General features: G+C 69.1%; 14 protein-coding genes. 1 reads left to right on the forward strand and 13 read right to left on the reverse strand.

Annotation, left to right across the window (positions count from 1 at the left end):
• Positions 1-15: 15 nt before the first annotated feature.
• Genes glnD through GXY15_15950 form a run of 12 tightly spaced genes read right to left on the reverse strand, consistent with a single transcriptional unit; the run spans position 16 to position 12,984 of the window.
• Positions 16-2,703 carry a [protein-PII] uridylyltransferase gene (glnD, locus tag GXY15_15895; GenBank protein ID NLV42693.1) on the reverse strand — a complete coding sequence of 896 codons (2,688 nt, stop codon included), beginning with the start codon at positions 2,701-2,703 and terminating at the stop codon, positions 16-18.
• Positions 2,700-3,491 (reverse strand): tetratricopeptide repeat protein, encoded by a 792-nt coding sequence (locus GXY15_15900; GenBank protein NLV42694.1) that lies wholly within the window; start codon positions 3,489-3,491, stop codon positions 2,700-2,702. The genes glnD and GXY15_15900 overlap by 4 nt, the downstream gene beginning before the upstream one ends.
• Positions 3,488-5,251 (reverse strand): protein BatD, encoded by a 1,764-nt coding sequence (locus tag GXY15_15905; GenBank protein NLV42695.1) that lies wholly within the window; start codon positions 5,249-5,251, stop codon positions 3,488-3,490. The genes GXY15_15900 and GXY15_15905 overlap by 4 nt, the downstream gene beginning before the upstream one ends.
• Positions 5,248-6,075 carry a hypothetical protein gene (locus GXY15_15910; protein NLV42696.1) on the reverse strand — a complete coding sequence of 276 codons (828 nt, stop codon included), beginning with the start codon at positions 6,073-6,075 and terminating at the stop codon, positions 5,248-5,250. The genes GXY15_15905 and GXY15_15910 overlap by 4 nt, the downstream gene beginning before the upstream one ends.
• Positions 6,072-6,776, reverse strand: coding sequence for a hypothetical protein (locus GXY15_15915; protein NLV42697.1), 705 nt, complete (start codon positions 6,774-6,776; stop codon positions 6,072-6,074). Before GXY15_15915 ends, GXY15_15910 begins: the two co-directional genes overlap by 4 nt.
• A complete protein-coding gene (locus GXY15_15920; protein ID NLV42698.1) occupies positions 6,769-7,863 on the reverse strand; it encodes a VWA domain-containing protein in 1,095 nt (364 codons plus the stop codon). The genes GXY15_15915 and GXY15_15920 overlap by 8 nt, the downstream gene beginning before the upstream one ends.
• Positions 7,864-7,874: 11 nt before the next feature.
• On the reverse strand, positions 7,875-8,909 hold the full coding sequence (locus tag GXY15_15925) for a VWA domain-containing protein (GenBank protein ID NLV42699.1): 1,035 nt from the start codon (positions 8,907-8,909) through the stop codon (positions 7,875-7,877).
• On the reverse strand, positions 8,906-9,844 hold the full coding sequence (locus GXY15_15930; protein ID NLV42700.1) for a hypothetical protein: 939 nt from the start codon (positions 9,842-9,844) through the stop codon (positions 8,906-8,908). The genes GXY15_15925 and GXY15_15930 overlap by 4 nt, the downstream gene beginning before the upstream one ends.
• Positions 9,841-10,719 carry a DUF58 domain-containing protein gene (locus GXY15_15935; protein ID NLV42701.1) on the reverse strand — a complete coding sequence of 293 codons (879 nt, stop codon included), beginning with the start codon at positions 10,717-10,719 and terminating at the stop codon, positions 9,841-9,843. Before GXY15_15935 ends, GXY15_15930 begins: the two co-directional genes overlap by 4 nt.
• Complete coding sequence (locus GXY15_15940) at positions 10,706-11,137, reverse strand: hypothetical protein (protein ID NLV42702.1); 432 nt, start codon at positions 11,135-11,137, stop codon at positions 10,706-10,708. Before GXY15_15940 ends, GXY15_15935 begins: the two co-directional genes overlap by 14 nt.
• A 27-nt stretch (positions 11,138-11,164) precedes the next feature.
• Positions 11,165-12,151, reverse strand: coding sequence for a MoxR family ATPase (locus GXY15_15945; GenBank protein ID NLV42703.1), 987 nt, complete (start codon positions 12,149-12,151; stop codon positions 11,165-11,167).
• Positions 12,148-12,984: a hypothetical protein gene (locus GXY15_15950; GenBank protein ID NLV42704.1), complete on the reverse strand. Its 837-nt coding sequence runs from the start codon at positions 12,982-12,984 to the stop codon at positions 12,148-12,150. The genes GXY15_15945 and GXY15_15950 overlap by 4 nt, the downstream gene beginning before the upstream one ends.
• Before the next feature lie 420 nt (positions 12,985-13,404).
• Here GXY15_15950 and GXY15_15955 point away from each other — a divergent pair, with 420 nt between their 5' ends.
• A complete protein-coding gene (locus GXY15_15955; GenBank protein NLV42705.1) occupies positions 13,405-14,646 on the forward strand; it encodes a Gfo/Idh/MocA family oxidoreductase in 1,242 nt (413 codons plus the stop codon).
• Between the two features lie 242 nt (positions 14,647-14,888).
• Here the strand turns inward: GXY15_15955 and GXY15_15960 are convergent, their stop codons facing one another.
• The gene (locus GXY15_15960; GenBank protein ID NLV42706.1) at positions 14,889-15,506 is read right to left on the reverse strand and encodes a glutathione peroxidase; all 618 of its coding nucleotides are present in this window, start codon (positions 15,504-15,506) and stop codon (positions 14,889-14,891) included.
• Between the last annotated feature and the right edge of the window lie 56 nt (positions 15,507-15,562).

Raw genomic sequence — 15,562 nt, forward strand, 5'->3', positions numbered from 1 at the left:
TTTTCAGGTTGCTGTTCAGGTTCCGGGGTGTCCGAAGATAGCCTCGCGGAGGCTGGTCCGGACGGATTCCAAGGCACGTTTGTCTTCAATTTTCCGGCCGTCCTTTCGGACGTAGAACGAGTCGCGCACCCTGCCCACCTCGGTCATGATGTGCGCCGCCGTCACGTCCACGCCCGTGCGGGCGAGGGTGCGCGCGATGTCGTGCAGGAGGCCGGTTCGGTCTCCGGTCACCACGTCCACCACCGTGTCTGTGCGGGACGCGCGATTGTCTATCTCAACGACGGTCCTCACGGGAACGACTGACGTGCGCAGGGCGAAAAGACGGGTGCGCGCGCGCTCCACGAGGGGCTCGGCCTCCTCCCCGCCCCCGAGCACGTCGCGCAGGAGCCCCTCCAGTTCCGCGAACTCGTTCTCCGTGAGCGGCCGCCGCGACACGGAGTCCTCCACCAGAAAACAGTCCACCACCCAGCCGTCATTCCGGGTGAAGAGGGCGGCGTTCTGGATGCTTATCAGGCGCGAGGCCATGACACCCGCGATGTCGGCAAAGAGGCCGCGCCGGTCGCGCGTGCAGACGATGACCTCGCTGGGGCCGGCGTCCCCGCTTCCCAGACATCTGACCCCGAGTCCCGAGCGGGCGGCGTCCTCCAGGCAGGCCAGATGGGCGGCCACCTGCGCGGGGGAGAAGGTGAACACATAACGGTCGCCCATGCCCGCCAGGTGCGCGAGCACCGCGTCGCGGGGGCGGTCCGGCAGGCCGTCGGCGATGAGGGCCGCCTTTGCCCCGCGCAGGTCCTGCTCCCCGGGGGTCTCGCGCCCCGTCAGCAGGCGCTCGGTCTGGAAGTGGAGCTTCATGAGCAGGGAGCCCTTCCACTCGTTCCAGACATTGGGCGCGACGGCGCAGAGGTCGGCATAGGTGACCAGGAGGAGCATGGCGAGCGTGTCGGGCGACCGCACGAGTCCGGCGAACCCCTGGACAACGTCCAGATCCTCCGTGTCCCGGTAGAACGCGATGTCCGACATGGTCATGTGGTGCTCGACGAGGAAGAGCACGCGGAGGGCGTCGTGCTCGGGCAGGGCGAGCCGGTCGCAGACGGCGCGGGCGACGCGGACGCCCTCTGCGACATGGATCTCGCCGGCGGCCTTTCCCAGGTCGTGCAGAAGGATGGACAGCACGAGCAGGTGGGGCTCTCCGATCCGTTCGAGGACCTCGTTCAGGAAGCGGCCGACGGGCCCTTTCATGGCGGGGATCTCCGCGAGGGCCTCCACGGCCCGGAGGGTGTGCTCGTCGACGGGGGAGCTGTGAAAATCCTCGTAGCGGACCAGTCCGCGGACGGCGGCGAACTCCGGGAGGTAGGCGCCGAGGACGCCGGTCCGGGCGGCCTCGCGCAGGGCGGTGCCCGCGCCGGAGAAGCGTCCGCAGACGGCGAGGAAGAAGCGGCGGACCACGTTGCTCTCGCGGAACTCCTGGCCCGCGAGGCGGGCGTTGAGGGAAACCCAGTGCGCGGTGCCGGGGCTGAGGGGGGCGACCCTTCGGGCGCACTCCCAGAAAACCTCCATGAGGCGCGCGGGGTTCTCGGCGAACCAGTTCTTGTCCGACGGGTCCGCGCAGAGCTGGCCGTTGTGCAGGGTCATGCGGGCGCGGTTCTGCGCCCGGTCGGCGAAGAGCGAGGCGATGCCGGCCTGGTCGCAGACGCGGGCGGCGGCGTGCATGAACTCGCGCACGCGCGCGGCGCTCTGGTAGTAGTCCTCCATGAGGCGCCCGACCGCGCCGGCGCTTCCGGTGCCGTAGCCGAACACGGAGGCGATGTGGGCCTGCATGGGGAAGGCCAGCCGGTTGTCGCAGCGTCCGGCGTGGAAGTGCATCTCGTTGCGTGTCCGCCAGAGGAAGTCGAGGCTCTCCATCAGGTCCAGATGCTCCATCGGCGTGATGAGCCCCTCGCGCTCCATGTCGTCGAGGGAGAAGACGCCCCTGCCGAGCATGACCATCCACAGGGCGGCGTGGAAGTCCCGCAAACCGCCCGCGTTCTCCTTGATGTCCGGCTCCGGGGCGTAGAGGTCCCGCTGTTCGGCCGGGAGGGACTCCAGGCGCTCGCGCCGCCGGATATGCGCGAGGATGCCCTCCTTGGTCCGGGAGGGCAGGTCGGCGAGCAGGAGTTTCAGCCGGCCCAGGGTGGTGGCGTCCCCCCCCACCAGGCGCGCCTGGAGGTAGGTGGTGCAGACCTGGGGGTCCGTGGCCGCCAGTGCGGCCGCCTCGCCGACACTGTGCAGGGCGAATCCGGCGGAGAACCCGATGTCCCAGAAAAGGGGGTGCAGAAAACTGGCCAGGCGCTCGATCTCCCCGTCCAGTTCGGAGTCGAACAGCAGGGAGACGTCCAGGTCGGAAAAGGGGCTCATCTCCCCCCGTCCGTAGCCGCCCAGGGCGCACAGGGCCACGCGGTTGAGCACAACGCCGGAGTTGCGGCTCCAGGCCAGGCCGAACTCGAGGGCGGCGCGCACCACGTCGTCGCACAGCACGGTGAGCTGGTGCAGCGTGTTTGCCCCGGACTCCCCGGCTGCGTGGCGGTTCCGGATGGCGCGCCGGCTTTCGAGCACGTGCATGCGGATGGCCTGCAGGCACACCGCATGGGGCACCTCCCGGAACTGGCGGGGCTCCGTGCGGGCCAGGCCGCGCAGGGTGTCGAAATCGGCCGCCGCAACGGTCATGGCCGCGCCTCCCCCGTGTCCGGCGGCGGGGCGGGGGCGCCGTCGCCGCGCAGGAACGACGCGGGCGCGTCCACGGGCACGATGGCGGCGCGCGCAAGCCAGCCGCGCTCCCCGCCGACGGTGGAGACCAGCGCCCAGTCCTGGGCGGTGCGCTCCACGGCGACCCGGTCGCCCTCGTACAGCATGAAGCGCGGGGTGTCCTCCGTGCTCCGGGAGAAGTAGACGGGAACCTCGGTGTCCACGGCCACGGCGAGGGGCACGGGGTTCGCCTTGGACCAGGCCGCGCCCGCCGTCAGGGCGAGCAGGGCGCACCCCGCCGCCGCCGCGGTCTTCCAGTAGGGAATCCGCCGGATCTGCGCCGCCGTGAGGAGGGTAAGCAGTCCCCACCAGAAGAAGAGGGCCAGGCCGGCCGCGATGCCGGGACGAAGCCCGTCGGCCCAGAAGAAGAGCGCCTGCCGCCAGTCGGCGGGCAGGGGGCGCGCGAGGTTCCGCTGGGTTCGTTCCAGCACCTTTTCCAAATTGACGCGGGCCGCCTCCAGTGCGGGGTCCAGACGCAGGGCGCGCTCATAGCAGGCCACCGCCTCGCCGAGTTCGCCGGCCTGGAAGAGGGCGTTGCCGAGGTTGTAGAACACCGCCGCGTTGCCCGGCTCCGCCTCGGCAACGGCGGCGAACTTCTCCGCCGCCAGGGCGTGGTTTCCCTCCCGGTAGGCGGTCTTGCCCGCGGCGAAGTCCTCCAGGACTGCCGGGGAGGCGAGGGTGATCAGCACAGCCGCAACCAGGTGTGTCATGGGGCCGTCCCCTCCATCAGCGCCCGCCGCAGGGGCTCCAGCAGGGCCTCGGCGCGCGCCCGCAGGGATTCCAGGTCTCCGGGCGGCAGTGCGGCCCCCGAATAGCGCGCCCTTTCGCAGGCGCGCAGGATGTCCGTGGTCTCCTTGACCAAGGAAAGGTCGCACCCGTGTCCGCCCAAAAGGTCGGCCACGTCGGACGCGGTGAGTCCGGCGGCGTTGACGTTGACCAGGTCGGCGACGAAACCGGCGAGGGCGAGCTGGACCGGTTCCGCCGACTGGCCGTCGGCGCGGCCGAGCGCCCCCCGGGCGCGTTTCAGGGCATGCTGCCGCCGGGCGTAGGGAATGTCCGTCTCCAGGCGCCGCCGGCGGTGCAGCCAGAGCCACAGCCCGCCGTACAGGGGGAGGGGCAGCAGCGCGGCCAGCAGGGCCAGGGCCGGTCCAGTCCGCCGCGCGCCAAGCCCCGCGTCCTCGATGAGCGGCAGCAGGTCGTCGCTGACCGGAAGCACCACCGAGCGCTGCTCCTCCCGGGCGCCGCCCGCAGTGACCAGCTCCTGGGAGCCCTGGGCCGCGACGGCCACGGTGATCTTGCGCGCGGGGATGCTCTCGGTCTTGTAGTTCTTCAGGATGGGGGCGAAGAACACGTAGGAGACCTCCGGCAGTTCGTGTTCGCCGGGCTCCAGGGGCGTGACGGCATAGCGGAACTGCTTGGTCCCGTTTCCCGCCGCCGCGTTGTCCTGCACCGTCTCCACCTCCGGCCCCGCCAGGTGCGCCCACGGGATGGGCGGGACCGAGGGCGCGCCGATGGAGTCCGGGTTGCCCTCGCCGGTCACGGAGATGACCCACTGCGCGGGCACGCCCTGGGCGAGAATGCCCGAGGGGAATTCCGCAGTGACCCGGTACTTGCCGACGGCCCCCGAAAAGCCATCGGGCGGCGCGGGAAGGGGCTTGACGGTCACCGCGATTTCCGGGGCGGCAAAGCCGCGTATGGCGGACGCGGGCCGCCAGCCGTCCGACCAGATGACCTGCCCCTGCCACCGCCAGCCCCCGATGGCCAGGGTGCCCGATGTGGTGGGGTACAGCACCTGGGAGATTTCCGTGACCCGGTAGGAGAGGTTTCCCCGGGTCTCCTTGGACTGCCGGCTGGTCTGGGGGCCGGTGTAGAATCCGGAAGTCTCCGGCAGGGGGAGGTTCTGGGGGGTGCGCAGGTCCACGTTGAACGAGTCAAGAATCAGAATCCGCAGCAGGAGCGTCACCGCCTCCCCCTGAAACACCTCGCTCTTGTCCACCCGCGTCTCCGCCATCGCCATCTCCTCGACCGAGATGCCGTCGTTGCGCGCCCCACTCTGGCGGCCGCCGGCCACCGGCCCGCCCACCTCAAGCGTGAGGGGCTGGGTGAGGTATTCCTGGCCGTCCACGCTGATCTTGACCGGGGGAATGCGGTAGGTGCCCTCTTTCTCGGCCCATCCGCGATAGCGCCAGGTGCGGCTTTGGGACTTGGTGGACCGGCCGTTCACAATGGTGAAACTGGACGCGGAACTCACCTCGGGCGCGTCCAGCACCAGCCCCGTGTCCGTGACGGGGGTCACATCGGGGTTGCGGACATCGCTGCCCGCCGCCTGAAGCGTCAGCAGGAACACCTCCCCCACGCCGACCCTGTTCGTGGACAGGGACGCGCTGACGGGGCTCTGCTGGCACCAGGCCGCCAGCCCCGGCAGAAGCGCCGCGAAGACCGCGGTTTTCCAGAGGATTCCGCGCATCACCACCACCCCCCCTTGAAGTCAATCCGCTGGCGGACATTGCGGAGCTCCTTCTGCTCGCGCTTGTCCGTCTCCTCCAGCGATTCCAGGAGGGCGCGCAGGCTTCCGTTCTCCATGTCCTTCTCTTCCTCCTCCGTCCCGTCCTCCTGCTCTTCCGCCGCAGGCTGCGTCTCCTGCTCCTCCGCGGTCTGGGGCTCTTCCTGTTTCTCCTTTTCCTGTTCCTTCTCCTCCTCCTGCTGCTGCCCCTGCTGTTGATCCTGCTTCTGCTGGTCCTGCTGTTCCTGCTGGTTCTGGTCGCTCTTGGACTGCTCGGAGGACTGTTCGGAGGGCCGGGTCAAGAGTACCACAAGTTCGCCGGGGGCCAGAGGCATGCCCCGGAAGACGACGGTGTCGCCGGGCCGCGCCTGCACCGTGCCCGCGAGGGCGGTGACAATTTTTCCGTCGAGGAGCGCCTCAATGCGCACTTCCATCGCCGCCGTGTCGCCGTCCTGGGACGGCAGCAGGGTGACGGCGGCGGAATAGGTCGCGTTGATGGGGAAGCGGGTTTCCTGTCCCGGCGCGAGTTCCCGGGCCGCCGTTCCAACAAACTCGTATCCCGCGAAACCGAGGGGCTTAAGGGCGGCCTCCAGTGCGGCCAGGCGGTCGTCCGCCGGGGGCACGGCCACCGGGGGATTGACGCCGCAGACGGCGGTCAGGACGCAGGCCACGGGTGCGGGCGCCGTGCCGGGGCCGGGGGCCGCGGCGGGCGGCGCCAATTGGGCGGCCGCGAGGGCGCCGCATCCGGCGGCGGAAAGGGCGATGAGCAGGCATCGGAGCAAGGGCGTCATTTCTCGTCCTCCCCTGCCTTTTCCGGGACCACCAGGCGGGCCGCGTTGCCCTCGCTTTCGACCCGGGCGCCCGGCCACTGGGTGTCTATGTTCAGGAAGTAGGCGCGCGGCGGCTGTTTCTGGTCTTCCGGCGGCGGCTGCTGTTCCTGCCCCTCCTGCTTCTCCGGCGGGTTCTGGAGCAGTTCCTTGAGCCGCAGGCGGAGGTGGTCCAGATTGGTCTGAGCGCCCGGATGATCGGGATGCTCCTCCAGGAACTTGTCAAACGCCGTGATGGCGCCCCGCAGGGCGGCGACAGCCTCCTGGTGCTGCTCCTTTTCGGCGGGGTGCGCCAGGGCGGCGCGCGCCAGCGCGGCGGCCCGCGCAAAGGCCGCGCGGGGCTTCCATTCGGGCGGGGCCGCCGACTCGGCCACGCCGAACATGCGCTCCGCCTCTGCGTACATCTCCAGCGCGGCCGCGGGGTCCGCCTCGGCGCGGGCGGCGGCCGCGGCATACAGGGCCTCGCCGAGGGCGTAGTTTAGTTCGGGGGCGTCCGGGTGGTCCACCTGGGCCTCCCGGAGGGCCTCCACCGCCTGGTCGGGCTGCCCGGAGACGGTGAGTTCCTGCGCCTTTTTCAGCACGGTGCCGACGCCCGCCGCGTGCGCGGCGGCGGCAAGCACCAGGGCGCAGAGGATGAACACGGCCAGGGGGAAGCGCTTATCCATGTTCGGCGAGCCTCCCCGCCGCGCGCAGGCGGCGTGCCCGGACCACGGGGATCAGGGCAAGCCACAACGCCTCGGCGGCGAAACAGAGCATGGCGGCGGCCAGGGGCCAGCGGTAGCGGTTGACCCGGTTGAAGCGGAGTTCGCTGGACAGGGCCCTGGCGCGCACCTGCTCCCACTCGCCGTGAAGAAAGGCCACGTCCGCGTTGTCGGCGGTGGCGCGGGCGTAGGCCCCGCCGTTCTCCTTCGCCAGCCGCGAGAGGTTTTCCTCGTCCAGCCGGGAGAGCCGGGTTCGCTGGTCCTCCGGCACCCGGGCATAGCGCTGCATCCATGCAGGGTAGCTGATCTGAGCACCCTCGGGGGTGCCGATGCCCAGCACATAGATGCCCGCGTAGTCCCGCATTTCCGCGCCCGTGGCCAGCACGTCGCCCGAGGTCTGCTCGCCGTCCGTGACCACGAGGACGACCCGGGCGTGGCGCTGGTCGCCGCCGGATTTCTGGACGTCCTCGTCGAACATGCGCCGGGCCTCCCGGAGGGCTGCGGCGAGGTCGCTGCCCTCGATGCTCAGGGTGTCGGAGGAGACGGCGTCGAGCACGGTGCGGAAATAGTTGTGGTCGAGGGTGAGCGGCACCTGGCAGGACGCCTCCCCCGCGAAGGCAACCAGCCCGAAACGGTCGCCGGGGGACAATTCCACAAGGGACTGTATCTTCTGCCGGGCCTTTTCCAGCCGCGTGGGCAGCGGGTTCTGGGCGTTCATGCTTTCCGACGTGTCCAGCAGCACCAGGACATCGCGTCCGGACCGTGCGGTCTTTCGCCACGCGCTGCCCCACTTGGGCTGGGCCAGCGCAACGAGCAGAAAGGCCACGCCCAGCACCGTGAATACCGCCAGGGGGAGCCGGATCCGGTCCGTGTAGCCTTCCAGCAGGCGGGGGGCCAGCCCCGCGTCCACAAGCAGGGAGAGCCTGCGGCGGCGGCGTTGTTCGCTGTAAAACAGCAGCAGCGCCGCGGCCACCGTCACGAGGAGGCCCGCGGAGACCCACAGCGGCGCCTGCGCCGCGGGGAAGGCAAACTGTATGTCCGTCACGCCCATGAGGTTTCCATTCAGGGAAGGGGGTCCAGCCAGGTCCTGCGGATGACGAGCGACGCGAGCATGAGCGCCGCCCCCGCGAGCACCCACGGCAGGAACCCCTCGTGGTATTCGTAATAGTCGCCCAGGTCTATCTCGGTGGTTTCCAGGGCGCCGATCTCGTCGTAGGCCCCCATCAGGGCCTCCGTGTTTGTCGCCAGGTAATAGCGGCCGCCGGTGCCCTCCGCCACCTCGCGGAGCATTTTCTCGTCAATCGCCTCGCTGCGCACGGGGAAGAACCCGCCGTTGAGCACCTGCTCCTCCGGAGAGCCCGCGCCGATGGTGTACACCCGGATGCCCATCTCTTTGGCGATCTGGGCCGCGGAGAGCGGGTCGAGCTCGCCCCGGTTGTTGCGCCCGTCGGACAGGAGGATGACCACTTTCGATTTCGCCTCGGTCTGGCTCAGGCGTCGCAGGGCGAGGCCCATGGCGGAGCCGATGGCGGTGCCCTGCTTGGAGTCGGGGGCCACCTGGGCGTTCTGCACCTCGCGCTCCAGCACGTCGTAGTCGAGGGTCAGGGGGCACTGCGTCCACGCGATGCCGGAGAAGCAGATGAGGCCCACCCGGTCCATGCCGTAACGGCTTCCCCTCGCCTCGCGGCGGCTGTCAATGAAATTGCTGACCGCCTGCTTGGCCACATGCAGCCGGTCCTGCGGGCGGCCGTCCATCATGAAGTCGGCCTGCCGCATGCTGCCTGAAACGTCCACGCAGAGCAGGATGTCAATCACGCCGGCGCGGTCTCGGCTGAGCTGGTGGCCCGTCATCGGGCCCGCCAGGGCCACGACCAGCAGCGCGAACCCCGCCGCACGCAGGAGCGGGGGCACCGCCAGCACCAGACGGGAGAAGCTCCGGCGGAGTCCGGCGGCTCTGCTTCCGGTGGAGAAGGTCACCGCGCCGCCGGGCCGGGCCGCCACTTCGACCAGCAGCAGCAGCGCGACCGGGATCAGGAGCCAGAAGGCCTGCGGGTAGGTCATCGTGTCGAAACCGAAGGTGGTGAGGAGTCCGCTCATGCCGCCTCCTCCCCCCGGCGCGGGATGGTGGCGGTCACGAAGGCCTCCACCGCGTCGAAATGCTCCTTCGCGCCGTGCCGGGTCGGGACGTGGTTGGCGAACTTGACCCGGTCGCAGAACACCAGGAACTCCGACAGGAAGCCCACCTGTTCCGGCGTCAGTTCGCCGTGTCCGGGGGCCGTCTCCAGAAACTCCTGGGTGGTCTGCTCCGGCGCGGGCAGGGCGAACCGGTCCTCAATGTAGTACCGCAGGATGGCGGAGAGGTCCACATAGAAGGCCTCAAAGCGGCCGGCGTCCGACAGGCCCGCGGCCTGAAGGGTGCGCAGGCGCTGGAAGGCCGTCTCCCAGGGCGGCTTGGGCGGCTCGCCGCCGCGTTTCCCGCGCCGGGTCCTCCGGGCGGCCAGAAGGCCCGCACCGGCCAGGACGGCGAGAATCGCCGGAACGATCAGCCACGGGGATATCTTCCTCCCCGCGCCGAAAACGGCCACGGCGGGCTCGGGGTCCGCGAAGCCCTGGGCGGCCTCGCGTTCGGCGTCGGTCAGCTCGCGGGCGTTCAGGATCGGACCGGGCAGGGTGACGGTCCGCGTCTCCCCTCCCCTCTCCATTTCCACCTTCAGGTCGGGCAGCCGGTACTTGCCGGGGGAGACGACATCCAGCAGGCAGCGCTGCCGGAGACGCTGGACACCTTCGGGCGCGGGCAGGGTTTCCGGGGGGGAGACCTGGGTTTCGATGCCCTCCGGAATCTTGGAGAAGTCGGGGAGGGAGATTTCGACGTCCGCCGGGGCGTCGGCGGTGACCGTGAGCGTTGCCGCCCGGTGGTAGGGGAATTCCGGGGGGGACAGCTCCAGACGGGCGGTTCCGGACGGGGGCTCCGCCCCGGCCACGGCCGCCAGCGCCGCGAAAAGCGGCATCAGGATGTGTCCCGTTCGTCTCAACGCATTCTCCGTTCCCGCATCCGGAAGAAGCGGTGTATCTCGTTCACATAGGGGATGTCCGTGCGGACGTTCATGACGTCCACGCGGGCCTTGCGGAGGCGCTCGTCGCGGGCGCGCCGGGCGGTGTCCGCCGCCTCGGCGTAGGCCCGGCGGAACGCGGCGTTCCGGGTGTTCACGAGCACTTCGGCACCCGTCTCGGCGTCTCGCAGGTTGACCAGGCCGACCGGGGGCAGCTCCTCCTCGCGGGGGTCGGTGACGGTGGCGGCGATGACGTCGTGCCTGCGGTTGCAGATGCGCAGGGCGTCGGCGTAGTGGTCGTCCATGAAGTCCGACACCAGGAAGACGACGGCGCGGCGGCGGACCACGTTGTTGAGGTAGTGGAGGGCCGCGGCGATGTCGGTCCCCTTCCCTTTCGGCTCGTGGCAGAGCACCTCGCGGATGACGCGCAGCACGTGCTTGCGCCCCTTCTGCGGGGGCACGTACAGCTCGACGCGGTCGGTGAAGATCATCAGGCCGACCTTGTCGTTGTTCTGGATCGCCGCGAAGGCGAGGACGGCGCACAGCTCGGCGGCCAGCTCGTTCTTCAGGCGGTTCACGCTGCCGAAGCGGCCCGAGCCGCTCATGTCCACCAGCAGCATCACGGTCAGCTCGCGCTCCTCGGCCATCACCTTGACATGCGGCTCCCCGGTCCGCGCGGTCACGTTCCAGTCAATCGCCCGGATGTCGTCGCCCGGCACATACGAGCGCACCTCCTTGAACTCGATGCCCTGCCCCTTGAAGATGCTCTCGTACTGGCCGGACAGGAACTCGTTCACCATCCGGCTGGTGCGTATCTGGATGCGCCGGACCTGGCGCATGACCTCAGAGGGCAGCATGGACCAGCTCCTCGCCGCAGGTGCAGGGGGACGCCTCCTCGTCGCTCCAGGGGGCCGCGGGGCCGACCACGGCGAGGCCGCCGTCGGGGCCGGGCTTGAGCAGCACGCCGTGGGGCAGCCCGGCCAGCGCCAGGCCCTTGCGGGCGTAGTCCAGGAAGCTGCACGCCCCGAAGCGGCCGCCGTCCACGAAGACCGCGATGCTGTCGCCGACCACCAGGTCGGCGGCGTAGCCGCAGTTCAGCTCGAAGGTGTTCTGGTGCTCGGGGATCCAGACCAGCCGCCGCACATGCAGGCCGCGCCCCCGCAGGACGGCGCAGAGCGCGTCCGCCGGGTTCTCCCCGCCGCAGACCAGGGGCGACGAGGCGGCGTCCAGCACTTCCATGAGCAGGCCGTGGTCGGTTTCGTTCTCAGGATTCATGGGTTCCGTTCTCCTTGATGCGGGCTCTCAGGGCACCGGGACGGTGTCCAGGATCTTGCGGATGATGTCCTCCGCGGTGATGTTTTCGGCCTCCGCCTCGTAGGTGGGCTTGATGCGGTGCCGGAGCACGTCCATCGCCACCTGTTTCACGTCGTTGGGGAACACGTTGCCCTCGCCCTGGAGGAAGGCCATGGCGCGGGCCGCCTGCTGGAGGTAGACCGTGGCGCGGGGGGACGCCCCGTACTCGATGAGGTGGCGGATCTGGAGGCCGAAGGCCTCGGGCTCGCGGGTGGCCCACACGATGTCCACGATGTAGTTCTTCGCCTTGGCGTCCACGTAGATGCGGTTGACGATCTCGCGGGCCTCCATGACCTGCGCGGGCGCGATGACGGGCGACAGGCTCTGCGGATGGAGCAGGTCCACCCGGTCCATGATCTCCCGCTCCTCGGCGCGCGACGGGTAGCCCACCTTCAGCTTGAGCATGAAACGGTCCATCTGGGCCTCGGGCAGCGGGTAGGTGCCCTCCTGCTCGATGGGGTTCTGGGTGGCCAGGACCATGAAGGGGGCCTCCAGCGGGAAGGTCCGGTCCCCGATGGTCACCTGCCGCTCCTGCATGGCCTCGAGCAGGGCGCTCTGCACCTTGGCCGGCGCCCGGTTGATCTCGTCCGCCAGCACGATGTTGGAGAAGACCGGCCCCTTCTTCACGGTGAAGTCCCCGGTTTTCGGGGTGTACACCATCGTGCCGATGAGGTCGGCGGGCAGCAGGTCCGGCGTGAACTGGATGCGCCGGAACACGCAGGACATGGCCTGCGCCAGGGCGTTCACCGCCGTGGTCTTGGCCAGCCCGGGCACGCCCTCGATGAGCACGTGGCCGTTGGCCAGCAGGCCCACGAGCAGGCGCTCCACCATGTAGCGCTGCCCCACGATGATCTTGCCGACGGACTCGCGCAGTTGGTTGATCTGCGGCGCGTGCTGCTCGACTTCCCGGCGCACGGCCTCCACGTTCACGTTCATTGGGCGTTCTCCTGCGGGGGATGGACGGTGTTTCTATACACGGGGACCAGGCGTTCCAGATCCCGGAAATACCCCTCAATCTCGTCGTCCGGCGGCCGCTGTCCGCCGTAGCCGACCCGGTCCACCTGTTTGGACAGGGCCGCCACCAGCGGTTTGGCGGGCTCCAAGACGGTGGCAAGTTCTTTGGCCACCGCCAGCAGCTCGCGGTAGCACGCGTAATGATCGCCGTCCAGCCGGTGCTTCCGGGCCGTGTGCAGCCGGGCGGCCAGCGCCTCGGCCCGGTCGCCCTCCTCCGCCTGGTCCCGGTTCCGGCGGCGCAACACCACGAGCGCGATCCCCCCCGCCAGCATCAGCGCGGCCAGCGCGCCCCCCGCCGCCAGAGCGCGGCCCGGGGCCGGATCCCGGAAGGTGATCTGCGTCGCGGGGGCGTCCAGATACCGGCCGGGGGCCTGGTCAAACCGGCCCACGGGGGGCAGGGTTCCCTCGGCCAGGGGGATTTTCACGGCCGGAAGGTCGTATTCCCCCGCCTGAGTTGCCGTGTAGCGCACCCGCTGGCGCAGTTCCACCTGGCCGTCGGATACGGTGGTTTCCTGCGAAACGTACTCCGCAGTCCCCCAGTCAGGTGGGGACACTTCCAACGGAAAGACCGCGCACGGGCTGGCCTCTGGCCACCGGATCACATACTCGACCGTCACCGGCGCATCGGCACGGGGGTTCCCTGCCGGGACGACCACTTCGCACGAAGGCGCGCCCTCCTCGCACCAACCCGCGAGGGGTGCCAGGGTGAGAAGCACCGCAAAGGCGGTCGCCGCACTATTTCGGAAAACAGTCATGCGGGGCATGAATCAAGAAATGTGCCACGAGAAAGAAAGGTGTAACTGATTGGAAATAATAATCTTAAGAATGCAGGCGTTTGTGGGCCGCAGCCTTATTTGGGGCAGGAAAAGGGCATATTCCCGATACGGGTTAGCGGGACACCGGCGGTCCGGCGGGTCGGAAGACAAGGCCAGCGGGACGCTGGCGCTACGGAAGGGCGGAAGACAGGGCCGTCATGTAGCGCCGCCGTCCCGGCGGCCTTGTCTTCGAACCTCACGCCGACCCGGTCAGACAGGTCAGACAGGTCCGACTGGTCAGACAGGTCCGAGGGGTGCTCGGAGTGGTTTGATGGCCCCACGCGTATGGGCTATAATGCCTGTCCACAGGTTCGGGGGCGGTCCCCCGGGAGTCAAACCAGCGCAAGGAGAGAAGAGACCATGGCGAACTTCAAATTGGGATTCATCGGGGCGGGCTTCATCGCGAAGTTCCAGGCCAAGGCCGTGTCGCAGATCCGCGGCGTGGATTTGGCGGGTGTCTGCGCGCTGAAGGGCGCGGAGGAGCTTGCGGACTACGCGAACCAGGCGGGGATCGGCCCCTGCGCGGTGTATCCGTCGGTGGCGGAACTGTGCAAGGCGGTGGACGCCGTGGCGATTTTCGCCCCGAACATGGCGCGCATCCAGCTCATGCAGGAAATCTCCGACGCCGTTGAAGCGGGCGCGGGGATCAAGGGCGTGATCTGTGAGAAGCCCCTGGGCCGCACGGTGGCCGAGGCCGCCCAGATCGTCGAGCTGGCGAAGCGGACGGGCCTGCCCACGGCGTACTTCGAGAACCAGGTACACATGAAGGGCATCCGGGCGCAGATGGAGCAGCTGGCACCGGTGCAGGCGCAGATGGGGCCGCTGGCCCTCGCCCGCAGCTCCGAGGAGCATTCCGGGCCGCACGAGCCGTGGTTCTGGGACCCCACCCGCCAGGGCGGCGGCGTGCTCTCCGACATGGGCTGCCACAGCATCGCGGTCGGCTGGTATGTGCTCACCCCCGTGGGCAAGCCGGCGACCTTCCTGGAGCCCATCTCCGTGTCGGCGACGACCAGCCTGCTGAAGTGGGGCGTGCCCCGCTACCGCAAGGAGCTGCTGGACCGGATGGGCGTGGACTACGCCAAGACGCCGGCCGAGGACTTCTGCACGGGCATCGTGACCTTCAAGAACCCCGAGACGAGCCAGCTGGTCCAGGCGCAGTTCACCAACTCCTGGATGTACGACAAGCAGGGGCTCCGCCTGGCCATGGACGGCCTCGGGCCCGGCTACGCCTTCGAGCTGAACTCCCTCAAGTCCCCGCTGGAAATCTTCATCGGCGACCAGGCGGCAGAGGCGGCGGCGGACACCGAGCTGGCGCTGGAGAAGTCCACGGCCAGCCGCGGCCTCCTCGCCGTGGAGACGAACGAGGCGGACCTGTACGGGTATGTGGACGAGATTCAGGACGCCGTGGCGTCGTTCCAGGCGGGCCGCGACGGGTTCCTGAACTTCGAGTACGGCGCGATGATCACCAAGCTCTGCCAGGCGGCCTACATGTCCGCCGAGGAGGGCAAGACCATCTACCTGACCGACAAGGACACGCAGACGGCGCTCAAGAACTACAAGTCCCTCATTTCCCAGGGGCGGGGCGCCGAGGTGCTCTTCTAGCCGCAACCTCTTGCTGAAAACGAAGCGCCGCGACCGGCCATCCGGTCGCGGCGCTCTTTCTTGGCGAGCCCCTGACCGCCGTGGGCGGGAATTCTGCCTATGAAGTGAGGGCTGCGGGAGGGCTGGAAACGTAGACGCGGCATCTTGCCGCGTTCTTGGGGTTTTCGTTGGATCAAGAACGCGCCAAGATGGCGCGTCTACTTGCGGGCGTTCTCGACGACTTACTTCATTAGCAGGGGGCGCTACTTCTCCGGCGTGGCTTCAGGTTCAGCCTTCGCCGCCGCCGGGGGCAGGGCCTTCTCGATGGCCGCCGTCACGTCGGCCGCGTCGGGCTTGGTTTTCGGGTGGAACCGGGCAACCACTTTTCCCGAGGCATCCACGAGGAATTTGCCGAAGTTCCACTCGATGTCGCCGGAGAAGCCGGGGTTGGTCTTTTCGGAGGTCAGCCAGGCGTAGAGCGGGGCGATGTCCTCCCCTTTCACGGATATTTTGGCGAACAGGGGGAAGGACACGTCGAACTTGGTGCGGCAGAAGGTGGCGATTTCCTCGTTGGTGCCGGGTTCCTGGCCGAGGAAGTTGTTGGCGGGGAACCCCAGCACGACCAGCCCCCGGTCCTTGTACTTCCGGTAGACCGCCTCCAGGGCGTCATACTGCGGGGTGAGGCCGCACTTGGAGGCGACGTTCACGATCAGGACGGCCTTCCCTTTGTATTTGGAGAGGTCCACGTCGCTGCCTTCGATGTCCTTGACCGTGAGGTCGAGGGGGCCCTTCACCTCCGGCGGGTCCACGGCGAGGGAACTGCAGCTCACCCCGACCAGGGAAAGCCCCAGCGTGAACACCGACGCCAGCTGTTTTCTCATGCCCATTTCTTCTCTCCCGCCGCCGGTCCGGCTCGCCGCGTTTCGAACGCCCCCCG

This window comes from Candidatus Hydrogenedentota bacterium (assembly GCA_012730045.1).
In the GTDB taxonomy this organism is placed as follows: Bacteria; Hydrogenedentota; Hydrogenedentia; order Hydrogenedentales; family CAITNO01; genus JAAYBR01.

Bases quoted from the DNA above. Each gene is read 5' to 3' on its own strand.
- GXY15_15920 (NLV42698.1), bottom strand. From the start codon at position 7,863: ATGGGCGTGACGGACATACAGTTTGCCTTCCCCGCGGCGCAGGCGCCG.
- GXY15_15925 (NLV42699.1), bottom strand. From the start codon at position 8,909: ATGAGCGGACTCCTCACCACCTTCGGTTTCGACACGATGACCTACCCG.
- glnD (NLV42693.1), bottom strand. From the start codon at position 2,703: ATGACCGTTGCGGCGGCCGATTTCGACACCCTGCGCGGCCTGGCCCGC.
- GXY15_15935 (NLV42701.1), bottom strand. From the start codon at position 10,719: ATGCTGCCCTCTGAGGTCATGCGCCAGGTCCGGCGCATCCAGATACGC.
- GXY15_15915 (NLV42697.1), bottom strand. From the start codon at position 6,776: ATGGATAAGCGCTTCCCCCTGGCCGTGTTCATCCTCTGCGCCCTGGTG.
- GXY15_15955 (NLV42705.1), top strand. From the start codon at position 13,405: ATGGCGAACTTCAAATTGGGATTCATCGGGGCGGGCTTCATCGCGAAG.
- GXY15_15945 (NLV42703.1), bottom strand. From the start codon at position 12,151: ATGAACGTGAACGTGGAGGCCGTGCGCCGGGAAGTCGAGCAGCACGCG.
- GXY15_15960 (NLV42706.1), bottom strand. From the start codon at position 15,506: ATGAGAAAACAGCTGGCGTCGGTGTTCACGCTGGGGCTTTCCCTGGTC.
- GXY15_15910 (NLV42696.1), bottom strand. From the start codon at position 6,075: ATGACGCCCTTGCTCCGATGCCTGCTCATCGCCCTTTCCGCCGCCGGA.
- GXY15_15950 (NLV42704.1), bottom strand. From the start codon at position 12,984: ATGACTGTTTTCCGAAATAGTGCGGCGACCGCCTTTGCGGTGCTTCTC.
- GXY15_15940 (NLV42702.1), bottom strand. From the start codon at position 11,137: ATGAATCCTGAGAACGAAACCGACCACGGCCTGCTCATGGAAGTGCTG.
- GXY15_15900 (NLV42694.1), bottom strand. From the start codon at position 3,491: ATGACACACCTGGTTGCGGCTGTGCTGATCACCCTCGCCTCCCCGGCA.